This window comes from Kistimonas scapharcae (genome assembly GCF_039540975.1).
GTDB lineage: Bacteria > Pseudomonadota > Gammaproteobacteria > Pseudomonadales > Endozoicomonadaceae > Kistimonas > Kistimonas scapharcae.
In genome coordinates this window covers 43,757-63,463 of the sequence record NZ_BAABFL010000476.1, presented here as the reverse complement: position 1 = coordinate 63,463, position 19,707 = coordinate 43,757, and the positions used below count along the sequence as shown (strand labels likewise).

Genomic DNA, 19,707 nt, shown 5'->3' with positions numbered 1-19,707 from the left:
CGTTTTGTGCAAAAACTGTACTCTGTTGCCAAAAGTACGGCCAGCTTGCTCACATTCCCAAGGTTAAGCGGGATTTAAGGAGTCATTTGTCTCTTACGTCTGATTCCAGATACTGTTTATTATTGATAATTATTCCCATCTAGGATCGAAATCGCTAGAATCCGTGGTCTGTGTTCAGGGAATATGCCGTACCTGATGACGCGTTGAATCATCCAAAGCCGGGGAAACCATGTCAGGTGTTGTAGTAGCCGCACTTTATCAATTTGTCAGTCTGCCGGATTACCAGGCGTTGCGTGAGCCGTTGCTGTCATGTTTGCTGGACAATGGTGTCAGAGGATCATTGTTGCTGGCAGAAGAAGGGATTAACGGCACAGTAGCCGGTTCCCGGGCGGGGATTGATGCACTGAAAGCCTGGCTGGCGGCCGATGGGCGGTTTACGGATCTGACGTATAAAGAGTCGCTGTCGGATGACAATCCGTTCTATCGTACCCGGGTCAAACTCAAGCGGGAAATTGTCACCATGGGGGTACCCGGTGTTTCTCCCGTTAAGGCGGTAGGTCAGTATGTGGAGCCGGAAGACTGGAATGCCCTGATTTCGGATCCGGAGGTACTGCTGGTTGACACCCGTAATGACTACGAAATTGAGGTGGGCACTTTTAAGGGCGCCATCAATCCCGAAACCGATAATTTCCGGCAGTTTCCCGATTGGGTTGATAAACAGCTTAAACCGGCCAAAAAGCAACGGGTTGCCATGTTCTGTACCGGGGGGATTCGTTGTGAGAAAGCGACATCGCTGTTACTGGAACAAGGTGTGGAAGAGGTTTACCACCTGAAAGGCGGCATTCTTAAATACCTGGAGACGGTACCGGCATCAGACAGTCTCTGGCAGGGAGAATGTTTTGTTTTTGATAATCGCGTGACCGTTAATCATGACCTTGAGCCTGGTCATTATGACCAGTGCCATGGCTGCAGGCGCCCCATTACCGAAGACGACAAGCGTTCGCCGTTGTATGTGCGTGGTGTGACCTGCCCCTATTGCCATGACAGCCAGACGGAGCGTTCCCGTGCCCGGGCTGCCGAACGTCAGAAGCAGATTGATCTGGCCAGGAAACGTGGTGAGCCCATGCCTCTGGGCAATACCCGACAAAAAGAGAGCTGAACATCAGACGTTTGTGTCGACACTGCCATCTATAGAGCCATCTGTCGTATACCGATAAGATAACGTAATACCTGCCAGCCACACCTGGGGACGGTGTGACTGTTGCAGTGCATAAGACTATCCAGGATGCCATTTTGAGTGAAACAGTACACGCTGCCGGCCATGAGGCCGGAGAACAGCACGATTTCCGCATTTATAACTGGCAGCGTATCCGCCGCATTGCGCTTGAGTTCAAGCGCGAACTGGTGGTTGCCAACATTGTGGCCCTGCTGGCGACGCTGGCCAGTGTACCGACGCCGTTATTGTTGCCATTATTGGTGGATGAGGTGTTGTTGCAGGAGCCCGGCGCGGTCGTGGCGACCCTTCGGCCGCTGATACCGAATGAGTGGCATGGACCGTCTTTCTATATCCTGCTGGTGCTGGGGGTTACCATTCTCCTGCGTATACTGGCACTGATTTTCAATGTCTGGCAGACACGGCAGTTCACGATTATTTCCAAAGAAGTGGTTTTTCGGATGCGATCCAGCCTTCTGCACAAGTTGTCGCGGGTATCCATGTCGGAATATGAGACGCTGGGCAGTGGTTCGGTTGCTTCCCGCTTTGTGACGGATCTCAATACCATTGACCAGTTTATTGGTTCAACAGTCAGCCGCCTGTTGGTAGCGGTCCTGTCAATCATTGGAACAGCAGCGGTGTTGTTGTGGCTGCATTGGCAGCTGGCCTTGATTATTCTGTTTTTCAATCCGGTAGTGATTTGGTTTACCACGCGCCTGGGCAAGAAGATCCGCACGCTCAAAAAAGAGGAAAACAGCGCTTTTGATGTCTTTCAGGCAGCCCTGACGGAAACATTGGATGGCATTCAGCAGATCCGGACCGCTAACCGCGAGAAACACTACATCAGTCGTTTGCTTGACCATGCTCGTGCCGTACGGGATCGCTCAACCGCCTTTGCCTGGAAAAACGACGCGGCCTCACGGTTCAGCTTTGTGCTGTTTCTGCTGGGGGTAGATGTTTTCCGTGCCTGCGCCATGTTGACGGTAGTGTTTTCTGATCTTTCCATCGGTGAGATGTTTGCGGTATTTGGCTATCTCTGGTTCATGATGGGGCCGGTTAACGAGTTGCTGAGCATGCAGTATGGCTACTTTGCCTCTAATGCGGCGCTGAAGCGTATCAACAACCTGTTGGAGCTGGAAGAAGAACAGCGCTATACCGCTTTGCTGGACCCTTTCCGTGGCCATAAAACCGTGGGTCTGGATATTGAGAATGTACATTTTGCCTATGGCGACAATGAAATCCTCAAAGGGGTGTCGTTGTCAGTGAAAAAGGGTGAAAAGGTGGCACTGGTCGGTGCCAGTGGTGGCGGCAAGTCAACGCTGGTCAAGGTGCTATTAGGGCTCTATGCGCCAACGCAGGGCTGTGTGCGTTTCGGGGATACACCCATGGAGCAGATTGGTGTCGATGCCATCCGCGAGAATGTGGTGACCGTTTTACAGCACCCGGTTCTGTTCAATACCTCTGTGCGGGAAAATCTCTGCCTGGGCAGGCCTGTGCCCGATGAAAAACTGTGGCAGGCGCTGGATGTTGCCCAGCTCAAGTCATTTATTGAGCAAATGGAAGTCGGTCTTGAAACCTTGGTTGGCAACCAGGGGGTTCGTTTATCCGGTGGGCAGCGTCAGCGGCTGGCCATTGCCCGTATGATCGTCGCTGACCCCGCAATCGTGATACTGGATGAAGCAACCTCTGCCCTGGATACTGCAACGGAATTCCTGCTCCACAAAGGCATGGAAGAATTTCTGTCCAGCCGCACCACGCTCATTATTGCCCACCGCCTGAGTGCCGTGAAGCAGGCGGATCGTGTTTATGTCTTTGAGGATGGCTGTATCAGTGAGGAAGGTGGACACGATGAGTTGCTTCAGCAGAATGGCCTTTATGCCCGGCTCTATGGGCACCTGCAATAACGGTAAAAGAAACGGTACTGAGTGACGTTTTATTATTATCAGGCAAGATCTATAGCACGCGCTGTATTTTCGGTCTTGCCTGTCTTTTATAGCGTTTCAGTCTTGCCTCAGTTTATGAAAGTTTTTCCGGTAACGATGGAGGTTCCAGCGTTTTTTGTCTGATGATGTAGACACTGACACAGCTCGCAATCACTACCAGCAATAACCGTACAGGCCACAGCGGAACCATTATGATGGATACGCTGATGCTGAGCCAGAGTACGGTCAGGGTATAGATTTTCGCCTTTCGCGGAATGCCCTTTCCATCCAGATAGTAATGAATATAACGCCCCAGATGGGGGTGCTCCAGCAGCCACTGGTGAAACGCCGGAGAGCTGCGTAGAAAACAGGCTGCAGCCAGTAGCAAAAAGGGCGTGGTGGGCAATACCGGCAAAAAAATCCCCAGAATACCCAGTGCTGTAGAAAGAATGCCGGCGGCGGTCAGCAGCAGTCGGATGAGGGGGTTCTTCTGTAATTTATCCGGTGTATTCGTTGTCATAAAGGCACTGTGGCAGATTCAAAACGGCTTTCACTTTACTGTACCACAGCGACTGTAGGGATCAGGAGTCGCCGCTGTATTTGAGCGTTATATAAGGTGCCTGCTGTTGTGAATCTTCTATATTCTGATGCAATATATAAATGTAAATTGTACAAATACAAATAAATGTATAATTATAGTGTGCCATACATCCTATCACTATCGTGAAGACAAGGCGTCAGGAGGGAGCCATGCCGGCTATTTACAATGCTCCATTGAAAGATATTCGTTTTCTTATTCACGGGCTGCTGGAGGGTGGTGGCTTGTCGTCACTGGCCAAATACCATGAGATCACGCCAGATCTGATGGGTGCTGTGCTGGATGAAGGCGCAAGGCTCTGCGAGCAGGAGTTTCTGGCGGTCAATGCCAGCGGTGATGAGCAGGGCTGCAACTATGATGTGGATACACAGTCTGTGACCACGCCTGCGGGTTTCAAGCAGGCTTACCAGGCCTTTGTGGAATGTGGTTGGCTGGGTATCAGCATGGATGAAACCTGGGGAGGGCAGGCTATGCCGCACCTTCTGGGGTTTGCCATGGAAGAGATGAGCTGTGCCGCCAACCTGTCGCTGAGTATGTATCCGGGACTGACCGTGGGGGCGATGAACCTGATTGCCACCCATGCCAATGAACAGTTGCAGCAGGCCTACCTTCCCAACATGGTCAGTGGACAGTGGTCAGGTACCATGTGTTTGACCGAACCTCAGTGTGGTACGGACCTGGGTATGATCCGGACCAAAGCGGAACCTCAAGACGATGGCAGTTATGCCATTAGCGGCAATAAAATCTGGATTACCAGCGGCGAACATGATCTTGCCGAGAATATCATTCACCTTGTCCTGGCCCGATTGCCGGACGCGCCTGAAGGCGTTAAAGGGATCTCTCTCTTTCTTGTGCCGAAAGTGCTGGAAGATAGTCGGCGTAATGCTTTAGGTTGCACAGGGCTTGAACACAAAATGGGTATCCGTGGCTCTGCCACCTGTTTCATGAATTTTGATAATGCTGTGGGTTGGCTGGTGGGTGAACCTCACAAAGGACTCAGCTGTATGTTCACCATGATGAATGCTGCACGTCTGATGGTGGGTCTTCAGGGGCTGGGAACAGCGGAAAGCGCCTACCAGACAGCGCTCTCGTTTGCCCGTGAACGCCTGCAGAGCCGTTCCATTTCGGGTCCAGTAGCGCCGGATCAGCCGGCAGATCCTATCCTTGTCCATCCGGATGTTCGCCGCATGTTGTTGCGCCAGAAAGTGATAAACGAAGGAAACCGTGCCCTGGCTTACTGGACTGCCATGCACATCGATATCAGTCTTCACCATGATGACGAAGCAGTGCGTCAGCAGGCAGATGATATTGTTCAGTTAATGACGCCCGTGGTCAAAGCGCATCTGACCGATGAGGGATTTGATTGCTGTAACCTGGCGCTGCAGACGCTGGGTGGTTCGGGGTTTACAAAGGACTGGGGGATTGAGCAGCTGGTGCGGGACGTTCGAATTACCCGCATTTACGAAGGCACCAATGGTATTCAGGCGCTGGACCTGGTCGGCCGGAAGCTGCCCATGCAAGGGGGCAGACTGATCCGCAGCTTCCTTCAATTGCTGGATACAGAGCTGAAAGCATATAGCCACCATCGCCACTATCCTGCCGTGAAGGCGGCGAGGGATGACATGCAGGCGGCAACGTTCTGGTTGGCGCAGGAAGGTGTGAAAGATCCGGAAGAGGTGGCTCAGGGGGCAACCCCTTACCTGCGCCTGCTGGCGCTGACCGCCATCGGCTGGTTGTGGCTGAAAATGAGCCTGAAGGCTGAGCAGATGTTGGCCGATGGAGATCCCGATGTCGGGTTTTACCAGGGCAAGATAAAATCTGCGGATTTTTACATGGCCAAGGTGCTGGCGGAAACCACCATCCTGCTTAAGGATATTCAGTCTGGCAAGCAGGTGCTGATGGCATTTGGCGACGAAGAATTTTAATACCCATTGCCTATCGACAGGATAAAAAATCGTTATTTTTATTGGTATAACAGTTGGCCTCATACTGAGTATCAACGTAGTGATGGGTTTTATATCAGGAGCCAGCAATGTTGGAGAGTCGTGAAGGCCAGCCGGTACCAAAGGTAACGTTCCGTATACGTGAAGACGGGGAGTGGGAAGACCTTTCCACCGATGACCTGTTTAAGGGTAAGACGGTGATTGTCTTCTCTCTTCCCGGCGCATTTACACCCACCTGTTCATCGACCCATCTGCCCCGTTACAACGAGCTGGCAGATGTGTTCCGTCGTCAGGGTGTCGATGCCATCCTCTGTGTATCGGTCAACGATACCTTCGTTATGAATGAATGGAAAAAAGACCAGGATGCCGAAAACATCACGTTCATTCCTGATGGCAACGGCGAGTTTTCCGATGGTATGGGCATGCTGGTTGACAAGAATGAGCTGGGTTTCGGGCAGCGCAGCTGGCGTTATTCGATGCTGGTGAAAGACGGAATCGTGGAAAAGATGTTCATTGAACCTGATGAACCCGGTGACCCTTTCCACGTCAGTGATGCCGACACGATGCTGAATTATCTCTGCAGCGATTGGCAGGAGCCCGATGCCTGGGCGCTATTTACCCGTGAGGGATGCCCGCACTGTGCCCGGGCAAAAGCGATGCTTGAGGACAGAGGGTTTGCCTATGAAAACATTCCCTTGATTCGGGGCAGTCATGCTTCCAGAGTCCTCAGGGCAGTCGCCAATGCTGGCACTGTACCGCAGGTATTTCTGAATGGCCGACTGATTGGCGGAGCCGATGATCTGGAGCAATATTTTGCCGCTCAGTGAAAAGTGTATTAACCCTTCGCATAACTTTTTCCGGCGCCCAGGCGCCGTTTTTTTTTAGGGTCAATTCCCGCTTTCGCTTTTTATCTCCACGCCGCTTGCCGTATGCTTTAAGGAGAGAATAAAAAGGGTGGGGGAATGCCGTAGTGAGAGACAGACTTGCATGGCTTTTGTCTGGCTGCTTGTTGTTGCAGGGGGCTTCGTTACAGGCTTCACCGGATGTTGCTGATTCGGTGGTGCCGGAAGAGGGAGCCGGGGCCACGTCGCAAGAGCGGGTCCGTGCCAGCGAGTTTATGGTGGCGGCAGCTAATCCTCATGCGGTCAAGGCAGGTTATGAAATTCTCCGGGAAGGCGGTAGCGCAGTTGATGCGATGATTGCGGTCCAGCTGGTGCTTAACCTGGTGGAGCCTCAATCATCTGGAATTGGTGGTGGTGCATTTGTCGTTTATTACGACAGTGATACCGGACAACTCTCGAGCTGGGATGGTCGGGAAACAGCGCCACAGGCAGTCACTGCGGATTTATTCCTGGATAAAAAAGGAAAACCTCTGTCGTTTTATGATGCCGTGGTGGGTGGTCGATCAGTGGCGACACCCGGCACATTAAAGCTGATGCATAATCTGCATGAGCGCTATGGCAAGCTGGATTGGGAGATGTTGTTCCAGCCTGCCATCCGGTTGGCTCAGGACGGTTTCCGGGTGTCCCAACGGTTGGCGGCGTTGATTGCCAAAGACGAAAATCGGCTACGCCGCTATCCTGTGACAGCGACTTACTTTTTCCCCGGTGGTGAGGCCCTGAAGGAGGGTGATTTACTCACCAATGTCATTTTTGCCAACACCTTGTCGTTAATTGCCGAAAAGGGCATTGAACCGTTTTATACAGGCGAAATCGGGCGTGACATCGTGGCTGCGGTTCGTTCTGTTATCGATAACCCCGGTGTCCTGAGTCGGGAGGACCTGGCCAATTACCAGGTCTGGGAACGGGAACCGGTCTGTATTGATTATCGGGGTGATGCTGTTTGCGGTATGGGGCCTCCGAGTTCGGGTGGACTGACCGTTGGACAGATTTTGGGGATGCTGGAGCCATTCAATCTCACTGAGTTGGGGGCTGAGAATCCGGAAAGTTGGCGGCTCATTGGTGACGCGTCTCGTTTGGCGTTTGCGGATCGTGGCCACTATTTAGCGGATGCTGACTTTGTCACGCTGCCCGAGGGGCTGTTGGACAACGATTATCTCCGGCAGCGCAGTGAATTACTGAATACCAAACGCGCCCTTACCAATGTCAAGCCTGGTACACCGCCCGGTAAGATAAATCTACAACGTGCCAAAGACGAATCAATTGAACTGCCATCAACGACACACCTGAGCATTGTGGATGCAGAGGGCAATGTCGTTTCCATGACATCGACCATTGAGAATGCATTTGGTTCACGACTGATGGTCAGGGGTTTCCTGTTGAACAATGAAATGACCGATTTCTCATTTCTCCCCAGCAAGGATGGCAAGCCTGTCGCCAACCGGATAGAGCCGGGAAAACGTCCCCGTTCATCCATGGCGCCGACCGTTGTGATGCGGGATGACAAGCCTTATCTGGTGGTGGGATCGCCAGGTGGCAGTCGTATTATTGGGTATGTGGCCAAGACATTGATTGCCCATCTGGACTGGCAGATGCCGATTGATGAGGCGATCCAGTTACCCCACCTGATCAATCGATTCGGACCCTATGATCTTGAAGCGGGCACGGCAGCAGAAAAACTGGCAACTTCTCTCAAGGCAATGGGGTATCAGGTTAACTTGCGTGATCTGAACAGTGGTTTGCATGGCATTGTAATCACGGAAAAGGGCCTGGAGGGAGCGGCAGATACTCGCCGTGAGGGTGCCGTGATGGGAGACTGATGCGATCCGGATATAAGGCTGACATAAGCGTGTGCTATAACGCTATACCATGTAAGAGGGAATTGAAGGGAGTGTGAATGGTTTTTCTGGGTAATTTTCGACAGACCGAGGTACCCCGCTTTGGGTTTTCCATGCTGTTGTTGATGCTGATGACGGTGGTGGTGGTGTTTCCCTTCATGCCGGATGTGATTCGGGCCGGTTTTATGCTGAAAGTGTCGTTGACAATGCTGCTGGTGGCCTCCGTTTATATCCTGAGTCATAAGCGCAAGTTTTTGATTATTGCCAGTATGCTTGCCTTTCCGACCTTTATTACCCTGTGGTTACCGGTACTCTATAACAAACCGACGTTTATTTTTCTGGATAACATTACCAATCTGATGTTTTTCAGTTATGTGATTTATGAATTGTTGGTACTGATCTTTTCTGCAAAGCGGGTAGATCGCAATATCATATACGGCAGTATGTGTGTGTATATGCTGTTGGGGTTGCAGGGCGCGTTTATTTACACACTCCTGGAGTTCTGGATGCCTGGTTCATTCCATGGTGAGGGGCTGGCGAGTATTCACGATATTTCAACGTTTATTTATTTCAGCTTTGTCACGCTGTCGACATTAGGATATGGAGACATTGTGCCGGCTACCCGTGCTGCCCAGGCAATCGCCAGCATGGAGGCACTTATTGGTCAGTTTTACCTGACGGTGCTGGTAGCACGACTAGTCGGTATCCACATCAGTCAGCGTTAACAAGGTGGTTAACCAATAAAAGAAAAGCCCGTCGTTTAGACGGGCTTTTGGTTTTTAGGCTGTATGGCTTTTGTAATCAGGATCGTTGTGTTCGATCAATTCACCTTTCACCCGTTCACGCATGGCCTGGATGATCTTATAAAGCACCGGCGTCAGCAGTGTGCCAAGGATCGTGGCGGCCAGCATACCGCACATGACCGTGGTACCCAATGAACGACGGCTGGCTGCACCTGCACCACTGGCAACCACAAGCGGCATAACACCCAGGATGAAGGAGAGCGCTGTCATCATAACCGCACGGAAACGCAGCCCTGCAGCATTAAGGGCTGCGTCAAAGATGCTATTGCCCTGCTGGCGTTGAACCATGGCGAATTCGACGATCAGGATCGCCGTCTTCGCCGAGATCCCTATCAGCAGTACCAGACCTATCTGGGCATAGATATCGTTGACCATGCCTGTCACGAATAACCCCGCCATGGCGCCGAACACAGCGATGGGGACTGAAGCAATAACCGCAAACGGAATGTTCCAGCTCTCATACTGGGCGACGAGGAACAGGTATACGAAGATCAGTGCCAGTGAGAACAGAATCGGCGCAAGGTTGCCTGCCTGAATTTCCTGCAGGGACTGGCCTGCCCATGAGAAGGTGTAACCGTCAGGCAGTTTGGCACCCAGTTCCTTCATGGCATTGATGGCGTCACCTGAGCTGTGCCCCGGTGATGCCTGACCATTCACCGTGGCAGACCGGTACAGGTTGAAGTGGGTGAGACTGGTCGGACCCAGGATCGGCGTCAGGCGTGCGAACGTGGAAAGCGGCACCATTTCACCGTCCTTGTTACGGACATAGAAGTGTTGCAGATCCTGAGGTTCCGCACGGTACTCGGTCTGGGCCTGGATGATCACCTGGTAGATACGGCCAAACTTGTTGAAATCGTTGATGTACAACGAGCCCAGCTGTGCCTGCAGGGTCATGAAGACGTCCGACATGGCAATGCCCTGTACCTTGACCTTGTTGCGGTCAACTTCCAGGAAGTACTGGGGGACATTGGCCCGGTAAGTGCTGAATACACGACTCAGGGCCGGATTCTGGTTGGCTTCATAGATCAGGCCGTTGAGGACTTGGGCCAGCTCCTGGGGACTGCGGCTCATGGTGTCCTGCAGGCGGAAGTCGAAGCCGCCAGTGCTGCCGAGGCCGGGAATCGGGGGCAGGTTGAAGGCCATGGCCTGTGCATCAGGGAGTGTCCAGAGGGTGCCCTGGATGCGGCCCAGAATGGCGTTCAGCTGAAGGTCCGGTGATTTCCGTTCAGCCCAGTCTTCCAGTACTGCAATACCCAGTGCATTGTTGGAGCCGGCGCCACCGAGCAGGCTGAAGCCGGATACGGAGATAAAGTCCGTGACACCTTTCTGCTGCAGCATCAATTCAGTGATGCGGTGCATCACGTCTTCGGTACGGTTGACGGACGACGCGTCAGGTAGCTGTACATCCACAAAGATAAAGCCTTGGTCTTCCTCCGGTACGAATCCTGTGGGCACCGTTTTCGCCAGGAATCCGGTACTGCCCAGCAATACCAGGAACAGGATGCCCATCAGCGTGGAGCGACGCAGCATCCAGCGCACCCAGCCGGTATAACCGCCCGTGAGCTTGGTGATGAACAGTTCAAAGGGCTTCAGGAACGCCATGTGTCCCATGCGGCCCTGTTTCAGGAGAACGACGCACAGCGCGGGGCTGAGGGTCAGTGCGTTGACGGAGGAGATCAGAACCGCAACCGAAATGGTCACCGAGAACTGTTTATATAGCTCACCGGTAATGCCCGGCATGAAGCCGACGGGGACGAAAACCGCCAACAGCACCAGTGTTGTAGCGATAACCGGGCCGGTCACTTCCCGCATCGCCTCGATGGTGGCGGCGACCGGTTCCATTTTCTCCTTGGTGATTAATCGTTCGACATTTTCGATGACCACGATCGCATCATCGACCACCACCCCGATCGCCAGAACCAGACCAAACAGCGTAATACTGTTGATGGTGTAGCCAAGGGCGTTCATCACCGCAAAGGTTCCGATCAGGGAAACCGGAATCGCGATGGAGGGGATCAATGTTGCACGCCAGTTCTGAAGGAACAGGAATACAACCAGGATAACCAGACCAACGGCCTGATAAAGGGTGGTTACCACCTCATCAATAGACGCATTAATGAATTTGGTAGTGTCGTAGGGGATATGGTATTCCAGTCCCTGTGGGAAGTTCTTGGAAAGGGTTTCGATCTCTGCGTAAACGCTCTTGGCCACCTGGGTCGCATTGGCATCAGGGAGCTGATAAATAACGATAAAGGCTGTCGGATTGTTGTTCAGCTTGGCGCTGGCGCTGTAGGTTTTGGAACCCATCTGGATTTTGGCGACGTCCCGAAGGCGAACGATGGCGCCATCGGTCTTGGCACGGATAATGACGTTGCCAAACTCTTCCGGGCTGACTAAACGACCACGGGTTTGGATCGTATATTCAAACTGCTGGTCTGGCAGGGTGGGGCCCTGACCGAGTTTGCCGGCAGCAACGATGGTATTCTGTTCCTGCAGTGCCTTCTGGATATCCGCAACGGTGACGTCCAGGGAGTGCATGCTGTCTGGATCCAGCCAGATCCGCATGCTATAGGTCATTTCGCCCATAACCTCGACTTTGGCCACACCGTCAAGACGTGCCAGGGGTTCGGTCAGGTAGTTGGTGGCATAGTTGCTCAGGAATATCTGGTCAAACTTGTTGCCTTTGGCAAACAGGTTGATACCCATCAGCATGTTGCTGGACTGCTTGATGGTGGTGATACCCTGACGACGCACCTCTTCCGGCAGGCTGGATTCAGCAATGGCGACCCGGTTCTGAACGTTGACCTGTGCCATGTCGTCATCGGTGCCACTCTTGAAGGTGACCGTAATGGAGGCTGAGCCGTTGTTGGAGGCTGTCGACTCAATGTAGAGCATATCCTCTACGCCGTTGATCTGTTCCTCAATCGGACGAATGACCGATTCTTCAACCACGCTGGCGCTGGCGCCGGGATAGACAGCGGAAACTGTCACCTGGGGTGGCGCCAGTTCAGGATACATATTAACTGGCAGGGTATAGAGGGAGATCAATCCCGCCAGCGTGATGACTATCGAGATGACAAAGGCAAACTTCGGCCTGTGTATGAAAAACTGACTGATCATTACTCGGCCCCTGCGCTGGCTTCAGATGTGGTGCCGGCGGTAGCTGAGTGGGATGACGGCTCTTTCGGGTTGGACAGGGTGCCGGTTTCCAGGTTGATGGTTTTCATGACAGGGTTAACCACAACGCCGGGACGGACCTTCTGAAGACCCTCTACAACGATACGCTCACCGTGTTGCAGCCCTTTGTTGACTACCCACATGGCGCCAAGGCGACGACCCATGTCCACCATCCGGGTTTCAATTTTGTTGTCCGCTGTCACAACCAGTACAAATCGACCCTGCTGGTTTTCCTGCACGGCGGCCTGAGGAATCAGAGGCATTTCCGTCTTTTCTTTGCTTTCGGCGATCAGGGTCACATACAGACCGGGCAGCAGGATGTTTTCCGGATTGGGGAATTCGGCCCGCATATTGATGGTGCCTGTGGTTTCATCCGCGCGGGTATTGGCGAAGTTGAAGGTGCCGGGCTGGGAGAACTCGCCACCGGTCGGCAGTCGCAGAGACAGGTCAAAATCATTCGGGCGTTCACGGCTACCGGCGTATTGCTCCAGGTACTTGATTACGTCCTTGTCATTAACAGAGAAGGAAACATACATGGGGTCAGTGCTGGTCAGTACCGCCAGTGGTTCACTGGACGGGCCGACCAGGTTGCCGACACTGTACCGCGCTTTGCCGATTTCACCACTGAACGGTGCGGTAATCCGGGTATACGACAAGTTGATCATGGCGGTTTCAAGCTCGGCCTGACGAGCCTGCACAGATGCACGGGCCTGGGCGTCGTTACTGGTCAGTGTGTCCACGTCAGACTGACTGATAAAGCCTTTGGGAAACAGTTCACGACCACGTTTCAGTGCTTTTTCCGCACGGATCAGTTCTGCCTTGCTGCTACTCAGGTTGGCTTTGGCCTGGCTGATAGAGGCTTCAAACGGGGCGGGATCAATCTGAAACAACAGTTGACCTTTTTCGACCCGGTCACCTTCGATAAAGTCACGACGGATCAGGTAGCCTTCCACCCGGGCGCGGAGCTTTACTTCTTCGACGGCTTCGGTACGGGCGACAAATTCCCGGTAATCCCCAACGGGGCGGTTTTCAACCGTGACTACGGATACCGCAGGTGCCGGTGCGGCTGTCTGTTGCTTGTCAGCATCATCGCTGCACCCTGCAAGCAGGAGTGAGAAGCCAGCGGCAAGCGCGAGGCTCGTCTTGATAGAAAATCGGTTGGTTATGGTCATTCCTGTATCTCATTCAGCTGTGCAGGCACAGACAAGTCATCCATCACTGCTGACGGTAAGACGGGTATCTGTCAGCAAGGTTGCTCTTTAGTTGTAAAAGCCGTTGTCTATCCCGAAATGGGCCTATTGCCAGTCATGGAATAGCAATGAAATACGACAACGGTAGAGTTTTGGCGTAATCGTACCACTATAAGAGCGCACCCGGTGCGACAGAAGCTGTAAAAATACGTGTTTTTTTCCGTTCCGGCAGGTTTCGACTTGCGTTAACACACGGGAGAGTATAGCGTTCATTCCCGATTGAAAACTTCACATTGTGTATAAAGCTGTCTGCCTGTTGTAAGCACTGCCTTTTGTCGTGTCAGTAATGCACGGCGACACGTCTTATTTACGGCATCCTTACAATCAGTAAAACCCATCAAAAGGTTGGTGGATTACAATAGACTCATGATGGAACGCGACGGCGAAACGGGTACTGCGAAGTAGTGGAGTTTTCTCTGCTGAATTTCCAAGATAAACAGGATCTGCAAAGCACGACAGCCTATGACCAAAATACTGCTGGTAGACGACGATATCGAACTGTGTGAACTCCTGGTCGAATTGCTCGGTACGGAAGGATTCAATGTAACCGCGGTTCATGATGGTGCGGCTGGCGTAGAAGCTGCGCTGACGGGTGAATATGAGCTGGTGCTACTGGATGTGACCTTGCCCAAACTGAATGGGTTCGAGGTTCTGCGTACCATCCGGCAGCAGAGTCAGACACCGGTATTGATGCTGACAGCCCGTGGCGATGATGTGGACCGCATTGTTGGTCTGGAAATCGGTGCAGATGATTATCTGCCGAAGCCATACAAGCACCGTGAGCTGGTGGCACGTATGAAGGCGATCCTGCGGCGTACCCAGATAGAGCCGGAAAAAACAACATCGCGTAAAAAACAGCTTGAGATTGATGATCTGATGCTGAATCTGGCCAATCATGAAGTCTATGTGTCAGGGGATTTGCTGGATGTTACCGCGACGGAGTTCATTGTTCTCAAAACGCTGATCGAGAAAGCCGGTGAGCTGGTGACACGTGATGAATTGACCCAGACCGCGCTTAGTCGTCGGCTTGAACCGTTCGATCGTGCCATTGATATGCATGTCAGTAACCTGCGTCGAAAGATCGGCAATAAGCCTGATGGGCGTCCCAGGCTGAAGACTGTGAGAGGTTCCGGGTATTTTTATATTGGCGAATGATTTCCGTTGATAAGCATCCGCCAATGTTGAAGAAGCCTGGGGCTTTCCTCAAAATTGTTCGTACTTTTTTTCTCCGTATCTGGTACCGGATCTACTGGAAGATATTCCTGTGGTTCTGGCTAGGTACCTGTGTGCTTGTAACAGCCGTTATTTTAACGTTGCTGTATACCGTTGAGCCCGGTGATTTTTTGCCTGAAAAGCGGGCGTTACTCGAAGAGTTGCAGAGCAAGTCGTTGATGGTGGATCGGGCTGGGTTCTACAACAGCGCCCCTATTGATGTCCTGGAAAAGGTCAGCCGCGCCATGCCATTGTCGTCTTATACCTATCTGGTATTGGTGTCTGGCGATGGTCGTTTGATTAGTCTCGGACGTTATCCTCTGCGGAAGGTCAGAAAAACCGTCTTTGAAATGGCGCCAGGTGTCGCACCGGAAATCCGGCTAACGGAAGGGCAGGTTATTGTTGGACCGGCTACCGTCCGTCTTCGTTCCGAAGATTATTCCTTTTTCATGGTGAAGAAGCGGCCAAGGTATCTGTTTTCCCGTGTAGACAGCATTACCCGTAGTCATCCGGGTTTTGTCTGGACAGCTTTGCTGGTCAGTGGGCTCTTGTGTTTGGTATTGACGCTTTATCTGGTGAGACCACTGCGAAAATTACAAAGTGCAGTCGGTCTCATTGCCAGTGGTGATCTATCGGCCCGTGTCGGTCGGGTAGTGTGCAAACGGCACGATGAATTTGGTGAACTTGGGCGAGATTTTGATGTGATGGCGGAGCAACTGGAGCGACTGGATCAGCATAAGCTGCAGCTGTTGCGTAATGTGTCTCATGAGCTGCGATCACCGTTGACCCGGTTGCAGTTGTCGCTGGCTCTGGCGCGAAATAAAACCATTGGCCAGGCAGAAGTTGAGCATGATCGCATTGAGCGGGAGATTGGTCGTCTGGATGAGATGATCGGCCGCATCATCCTTTGGTCCAAGATGTTAACAGCAACGTCAACCGAGCAGACAGAATCTTTCCGGCTGGATGATACAGTGAAAATGCTGGTTGAGGATGCGGATTTTGAGGCCGGCGCCAAAAACCGTTCTGTTGAGTTGATTCACTGTGATGAATGCACGGTTCAGGGCAACAAGAGCTGGTTGTCCAGTGCGGTTGAAAACATCATTCGTAATGCTATCCGGTTTGCACCGGAAGACTCAGTGATCAATGTTTCGCTGGTTAACGCTGAGCTGGTAATCACCTTGACAGTGCGTGATTATGGCCCGGGTGTCCCTGAAGATGCCGTTAGCCATTTGTTTGAGCCGTTTTACCGTGTTGATGAGACCCGTGGCGGAGATAACAGTGGCAGCGGTCTGGGGATGGCCATTGCCCGTGCGGCGGTTGAAGGGCATGGTGGTGCCATTTCAGCCCGTAATGTTGTTCCGGGTCTGGAAATTACCATTGAGCTTCCTGTTACTCATTGAATATCGTCAGTCGTGTCGTTTCATTCGAAGCGTCTTCTTTATTTCATTGATATGCTAAACCGGCAGATAGCAGGGGCTGGTCGGGACATATCAATGACAATTCTTTGTGGTAGTGATGAGCAGGCTTTCAAGTGGACTGGGGATGTGTCGGCAGCTCGTAGCCTTCAGACCCGCCTTTCCGCTTGTGTGATTCGTGAAAACCGGTGGTCTTCCCTTCAGTGTGTGGCGGGTGCTGATGTTGGGTTTGAAGAGCGAGGTGCCATTACCCGGGCGGTCATTGCAGTGTTGCAATGGCCCACTCTGTTTTTGATTGAATATGCGGTAGCCCGGCTGCCGACGACCATGCCCTATATCCCCGGGTTGCTCTCTTTTCGTGAATGCCCTGCATTGCTTAAAGCCTTGGGTCAGTTGTCAGTGATGCCTGATCTGGTGTTCTGTGACGGACAGGGTATCGCACATCCGCGCCGGTTTGGTGTTGCCAGTCATTTTGGCTTGTTGTCAGGTTTGCCGACTATTGGTGTAGGGAAGTCCCGACTTTGCGGTGAGCATGTTGAGCTGGATGATTATGAGGGTGCCAGCACGCCACTTCTGGATCGTGGGGAGTGTATTGGTCGTGTTTTAAGAACGCGTGCACATGTCAAGCCGGTCTACGTCTCTATTGGTCATAAGGTTGATCTTGATACGGCTGAGCAGCTGGTCGGTGAAGCGACACGAGGGTGTCGTTTGCCTGAACCGATCCGGTGGGCGGATGGGATTGCCTCCAGGCGTCCTTCGTTTATGAAGCGGTTATGAGTAGAGGCTGCTTAGGCTATTGATGAATAAACATAATAAACCGGTATGCCTGCTGTATTGGATCATTTTAACCTCACACGTTACTCATCTTCAGACATAAATGGAATCGGGCGTCTATCCTCTCTATTCCCCCCGACGACTGCCGTGTCTGGAGTGAATTGATAATGACTATTGATGATTTTATCCGACAATTTAATCGTGCCTGTGAAGAAGGTTCTGTGGAGGGGGTGCTCGAAGTAAATGCGCCCGATGATATTACTGGTTGGGCTTTGGGACCTGATGATAACTATATGACACTTGATGCCCTTTCGCGTGAGGCGTCAGACAGGTTTGAGTCGATAGAGACGCGTTCGCTGGAGGGGATGCGGGATAAATGGTGGTTTGGTAATGAGCAGGTGGTTTGTCTTACCTATGTGTTTGACGAAACGATCTGTTATCGCAGTGGTGAGGTAAGCCATTTAAAGGGGGTGCGGGTAACCTGGTATCTTGAGAAGCATCATGGGAGCTGGTTGATACGACATGGTCACTGGTCGTTGCCTTGTGGTGAGGGGAGAAGGCCCAGCCAGCCGATTCCGGCGCGTGGTGCTGTTTCGCAGTTTGCCTCCTGTCGTGCATCGGGAGGCCAGCTTGAGGTGTTGCTATCCTGGTTGCAGCGTTGCTCTGATTGTCTGCGGAAAAACGATCCTGAGCGCGCTCTGAATGATCTGCTGGTCGTTGATGATAATGTTGTGTACTGGCGTCTCTCGGATGCGTCTGCGCTGTGTTCGCGTCAGGCGTTTCTGGACTATTGGCGGGAGCGTTTTGTGGGTCGGGCGATGGATTTACAGTTTCAAAATCCTGTTGCTTATGTTTGTTTGCCCTATGCCTGTCTCTCGGCTGATGCAACCCTGGTTGAGCGGTGCCTCTTTTCCGGTGAAGTAATAACGGTTTCCCCTGTTCGGTGCACGTTTGTTATGGAGCAGCAGGTGGGGCATTGGCGGGCTCGGCATATCCATTTTTCTGTGCCTGATTACGTTTAGTCTACTAACCGGCTGGTGGCTGCCAGCCGGTGGGCGAATCCATTACTGGGCGTTAATTATGTGGCCGCTGATAGACAGGCTGTCATCGCCTGTAAGGTACAGGTAGGCTGCCATAATCTCTTCAGGCGCCTTGAGTGTCATCGGGTCTTCCCCGGGATAGGCGCTGGCTCGCATGGCAGTACGGACGCGACCGGGGTTGATGCAGTTGACGCGAATTTGGCTGATACCGTCTTCTTCATCTGCCAGTGTCTGCATCAGGCCTTCGGTGGCGAACTTGGATACCGCATAAGCTCCCCAGTTGGCGCGACCTTTATGGCCAACGTTGGATGTGGTGAAAATGATGGAAGCCGGGCCGGATTCCCGCATGATCGGCAGGAGTACCTGGGTCATCATGAATTCAGCATTGACATTCACTTGCATGATGCGCTGCCACATATCCGGGTCATATTGTGAAAGGGGGCCCAGTTTGCCCAGCAATCCGGCATTATGCAGAAGACCATGAAGTTGTCCGAACTCTTTCTCGATAGTGGCTGCCATGGTTTCATAGTCATGCATGGCCGCGCCTTCCAGGTTCATTGGGTAGATGGCAGCCTGGGGCCAGCCGTTTTCTTCGATGATGTCATAAACTGCTTCAAGTTTTTCCGTCGTGCGGCCCAGCAGGATGACGGTGGCGCCGTGGCGGGCGAATGCCAGAGCAGCGGCCTTGCCGATGCCATCACCGGCACCGGTCACCAGAATGACTTTGTCCTGCAGAAGGTTCTGTGGTGCCTCATAGCGGTTGGCGGGCGTGGTAGTTTCTTTATTGTTGCTAGGCTGTTGTGACATGGTGTTCTGACTGCGTGCAATGGTTTGAAAACGTGTCAAAGCTTACGGGTGGGTTGGGGAGCTCATTGGTGCGGGAGCCGCCAGCGGTTGTCATCCAACCACTCAAGTATGTGGTCGGGTTGTTCTGCATTGTAGTCTGCTTCCCAGTCCTGCGGATTGTCCGTATCCGGGATGAATCCGTACAAGGCGGCGATAGTGGTCATGCCGGCGCTGCGTCCTGCGTCAATGTCCCGCTTGTGATCCCCGATATAAATGCAGCGACTGGCTTCACAATCCAGCTGCTCACAGGCCAGCCACAATGACTCAGGATCAGGTTTACTGCGACGGACATCATCCGGACACACCAGGACACTGCTACGTCGACTCAGTTGCAACTGTTCCAGTATCGGCTCAGCCAGGTAGCGGGGCTTGTTGGTGACAATGCCCCAGGGCAGATTGTGGGCTTCTATCGCGGTCAGCAGTGCGGGAATACCGGTATACAGTGACGGCGTAGAGTGGCGCTGCTGGTCCTCAATGTGCTGAGCGTAGCACTCCAGAAAACGGTTCCGGTAAGCGTGAAAGTCCGGTGCTGATTCGGTCAAGCCATAGGCCAGTTCCACCATAGCCCTGGAGCCATTGGATACGTTGGCCCGGATAATGGGGGAGGGTAGTTCAGGGCGATTGTCTTCCGCCAGCATGGCATTCAGAACATGGATGAAGTCGTCGGCGGTGTCGAGTAATGTGCCATCCAGGTCAAACAGGATGGCGTTGATATCGGTGGTATCCAGAAGTTCGTCCATTCTCGTTCTTTATAGGTGATGGGCTTGCAGTGGTCTG

At 52.7% G+C, this 19,707-nt stretch carries 15 protein-coding genes; 10 read left to right on the top strand and 5 right to left on the bottom strand.

What is annotated here, in order from left to right:
• Positions 1-229 precede the first annotated feature (229 nt).
• Positions 230-1,159 (top strand): oxygen-dependent tRNA uridine(34) hydroxylase TrhO, encoded by a 930-nt coding sequence (gene trhO, locus ABD892_RS25210; RefSeq protein ID WP_345199079.1) that lies wholly within the window; start codon positions 230-232, stop codon positions 1,157-1,159.
• 134 nt (positions 1,160-1,293) lie between these two features.
• Positions 1,294-3,117 carry an ABC transporter ATP-binding protein gene (locus ABD892_RS25205; RefSeq protein WP_345199078.1) on the top strand — a complete coding sequence of 608 codons (1,824 nt, stop codon included), beginning with the start codon at positions 1,294-1,296 and terminating at the stop codon, positions 3,115-3,117.
• A 112-nt stretch (positions 3,118-3,229) separates the two neighbouring features.
• Here the strand turns inward: ABD892_RS25205 and ABD892_RS25200 are convergent, their stop codons facing one another.
• Positions 3,230-3,655, bottom strand: a complete 426-nt coding sequence (locus ABD892_RS25200; protein WP_345199077.1) for a YbaN family protein — start codon at positions 3,653-3,655, stop codon at positions 3,230-3,232.
• A 230-nt stretch (positions 3,656-3,885) separates the two neighbouring features.
• Here ABD892_RS25200 and ABD892_RS25195 point away from each other — a divergent pair, with 230 nt between their 5' ends.
• The 4 genes from ABD892_RS25195 (at position 3,886) to ABD892_RS25180 (ending at position 9,138) form a co-directional block, all read left to right on the top strand.
• On the top strand, positions 3,886-5,658 hold the full coding sequence (locus tag ABD892_RS25195; protein WP_345199076.1) for an acyl-CoA dehydrogenase C-terminal domain-containing protein: 1,773 nt from the start codon (positions 3,886-3,888) through the stop codon (positions 5,656-5,658).
• 107 nt (positions 5,659-5,765) lie between these two features.
• A complete protein-coding gene (locus ABD892_RS25190; protein WP_345199075.1) occupies positions 5,766-6,503 on the top strand; it encodes a glutathione peroxidase in 738 nt (245 codons plus the stop codon).
• A 143-nt stretch (positions 6,504-6,646) separates the two neighbouring features.
• On the top strand, positions 6,647-8,395 hold the full coding sequence (gene ggt / locus ABD892_RS25185) for a gamma-glutamyltransferase (protein ID WP_345199074.1): 1,749 nt from the start codon (positions 6,647-6,649) through the stop codon (positions 8,393-8,395).
• 77 nt (positions 8,396-8,472) lie between these two features.
• On the top strand, positions 8,473-9,138 hold the full coding sequence (locus ABD892_RS25180) for an ion channel (protein ID WP_345199073.1): 666 nt from the start codon (positions 8,473-8,475) through the stop codon (positions 9,136-9,138).
• 54 nt (positions 9,139-9,192) lie between these two features.
• On the opposite strand, the gene ABD892_RS25175 is transcribed toward ABD892_RS25180, so the two are convergent.
• Together ABD892_RS25175 and ABD892_RS25170 are read right to left on the bottom strand one after the other, a co-directional pair.
• Positions 9,193-12,336 (bottom strand): efflux RND transporter permease subunit, encoded by a 3,144-nt coding sequence (locus ABD892_RS25175; RefSeq protein WP_345199071.1) that lies wholly within the window; start codon positions 12,334-12,336, stop codon positions 9,193-9,195.
• Positions 12,336-13,565, bottom strand: coding sequence for an efflux RND transporter periplasmic adaptor subunit (locus ABD892_RS25170; RefSeq protein ID WP_345199070.1), 1,230 nt, complete (start codon positions 13,563-13,565; stop codon positions 12,336-12,338). Before ABD892_RS25170 ends, ABD892_RS25175 begins: the two co-directional genes overlap by 1 nt.
• A 540-nt stretch (positions 13,566-14,105) precedes the next feature.
• Here ABD892_RS25170 and ABD892_RS25165 point away from each other — a divergent pair.
• The 4 genes from ABD892_RS25165 (at position 14,106) to ABD892_RS25150 (ending at position 18,066) form a co-directional block, all read left to right on the top strand.
• Positions 14,106-14,798 (top strand): response regulator, encoded by a 693-nt coding sequence (locus ABD892_RS25165; RefSeq protein ID WP_345199069.1) that lies wholly within the window; start codon positions 14,106-14,108, stop codon positions 14,796-14,798.
• 23 nt (positions 14,799-14,821) lie between these two features.
• Positions 14,822-16,255: an ATP-binding protein gene (locus tag ABD892_RS25160; protein ID WP_345199068.1), complete on the top strand. Its 1,434-nt coding sequence runs from the start codon at positions 14,822-14,824 to the stop codon at positions 16,253-16,255.
• 93 nt (positions 16,256-16,348) lie between these two features.
• Complete coding sequence (nfi, locus tag ABD892_RS25155; protein WP_345199067.1) at positions 16,349-17,047, top strand: deoxyribonuclease V; 699 nt, start codon at positions 16,349-16,351, stop codon at positions 17,045-17,047.
• Positions 17,048-17,211: 164 nt separating this feature from the next.
• A complete protein-coding gene (locus ABD892_RS25150) occupies positions 17,212-18,066 on the top strand; it encodes a nuclear transport factor 2 family protein (RefSeq protein ID WP_345199066.1) in 855 nt (284 codons plus the stop codon).
• Positions 18,067-18,108: 42 nt separating this feature from the next.
• Here the strand turns inward: ABD892_RS25150 and ABD892_RS25145 are convergent, their stop codons facing one another.
• Together ABD892_RS25145 and ABD892_RS25140 are read right to left on the bottom strand one after the other, a co-directional pair.
• Entirely contained in the window at positions 18,109-18,891 is a 783-nt protein-coding gene (locus tag ABD892_RS25145) for a YciK family oxidoreductase (protein WP_345199064.1), read from the bottom strand.
• 62 nt (positions 18,892-18,953) lie between these two features.
• A complete protein-coding gene (locus ABD892_RS25140) occupies positions 18,954-19,670 on the bottom strand; it encodes an HAD family hydrolase (RefSeq protein ID WP_345199062.1) in 717 nt (238 codons plus the stop codon).
• Between the last annotated feature and the right edge of the window lie 37 nt (positions 19,671-19,707).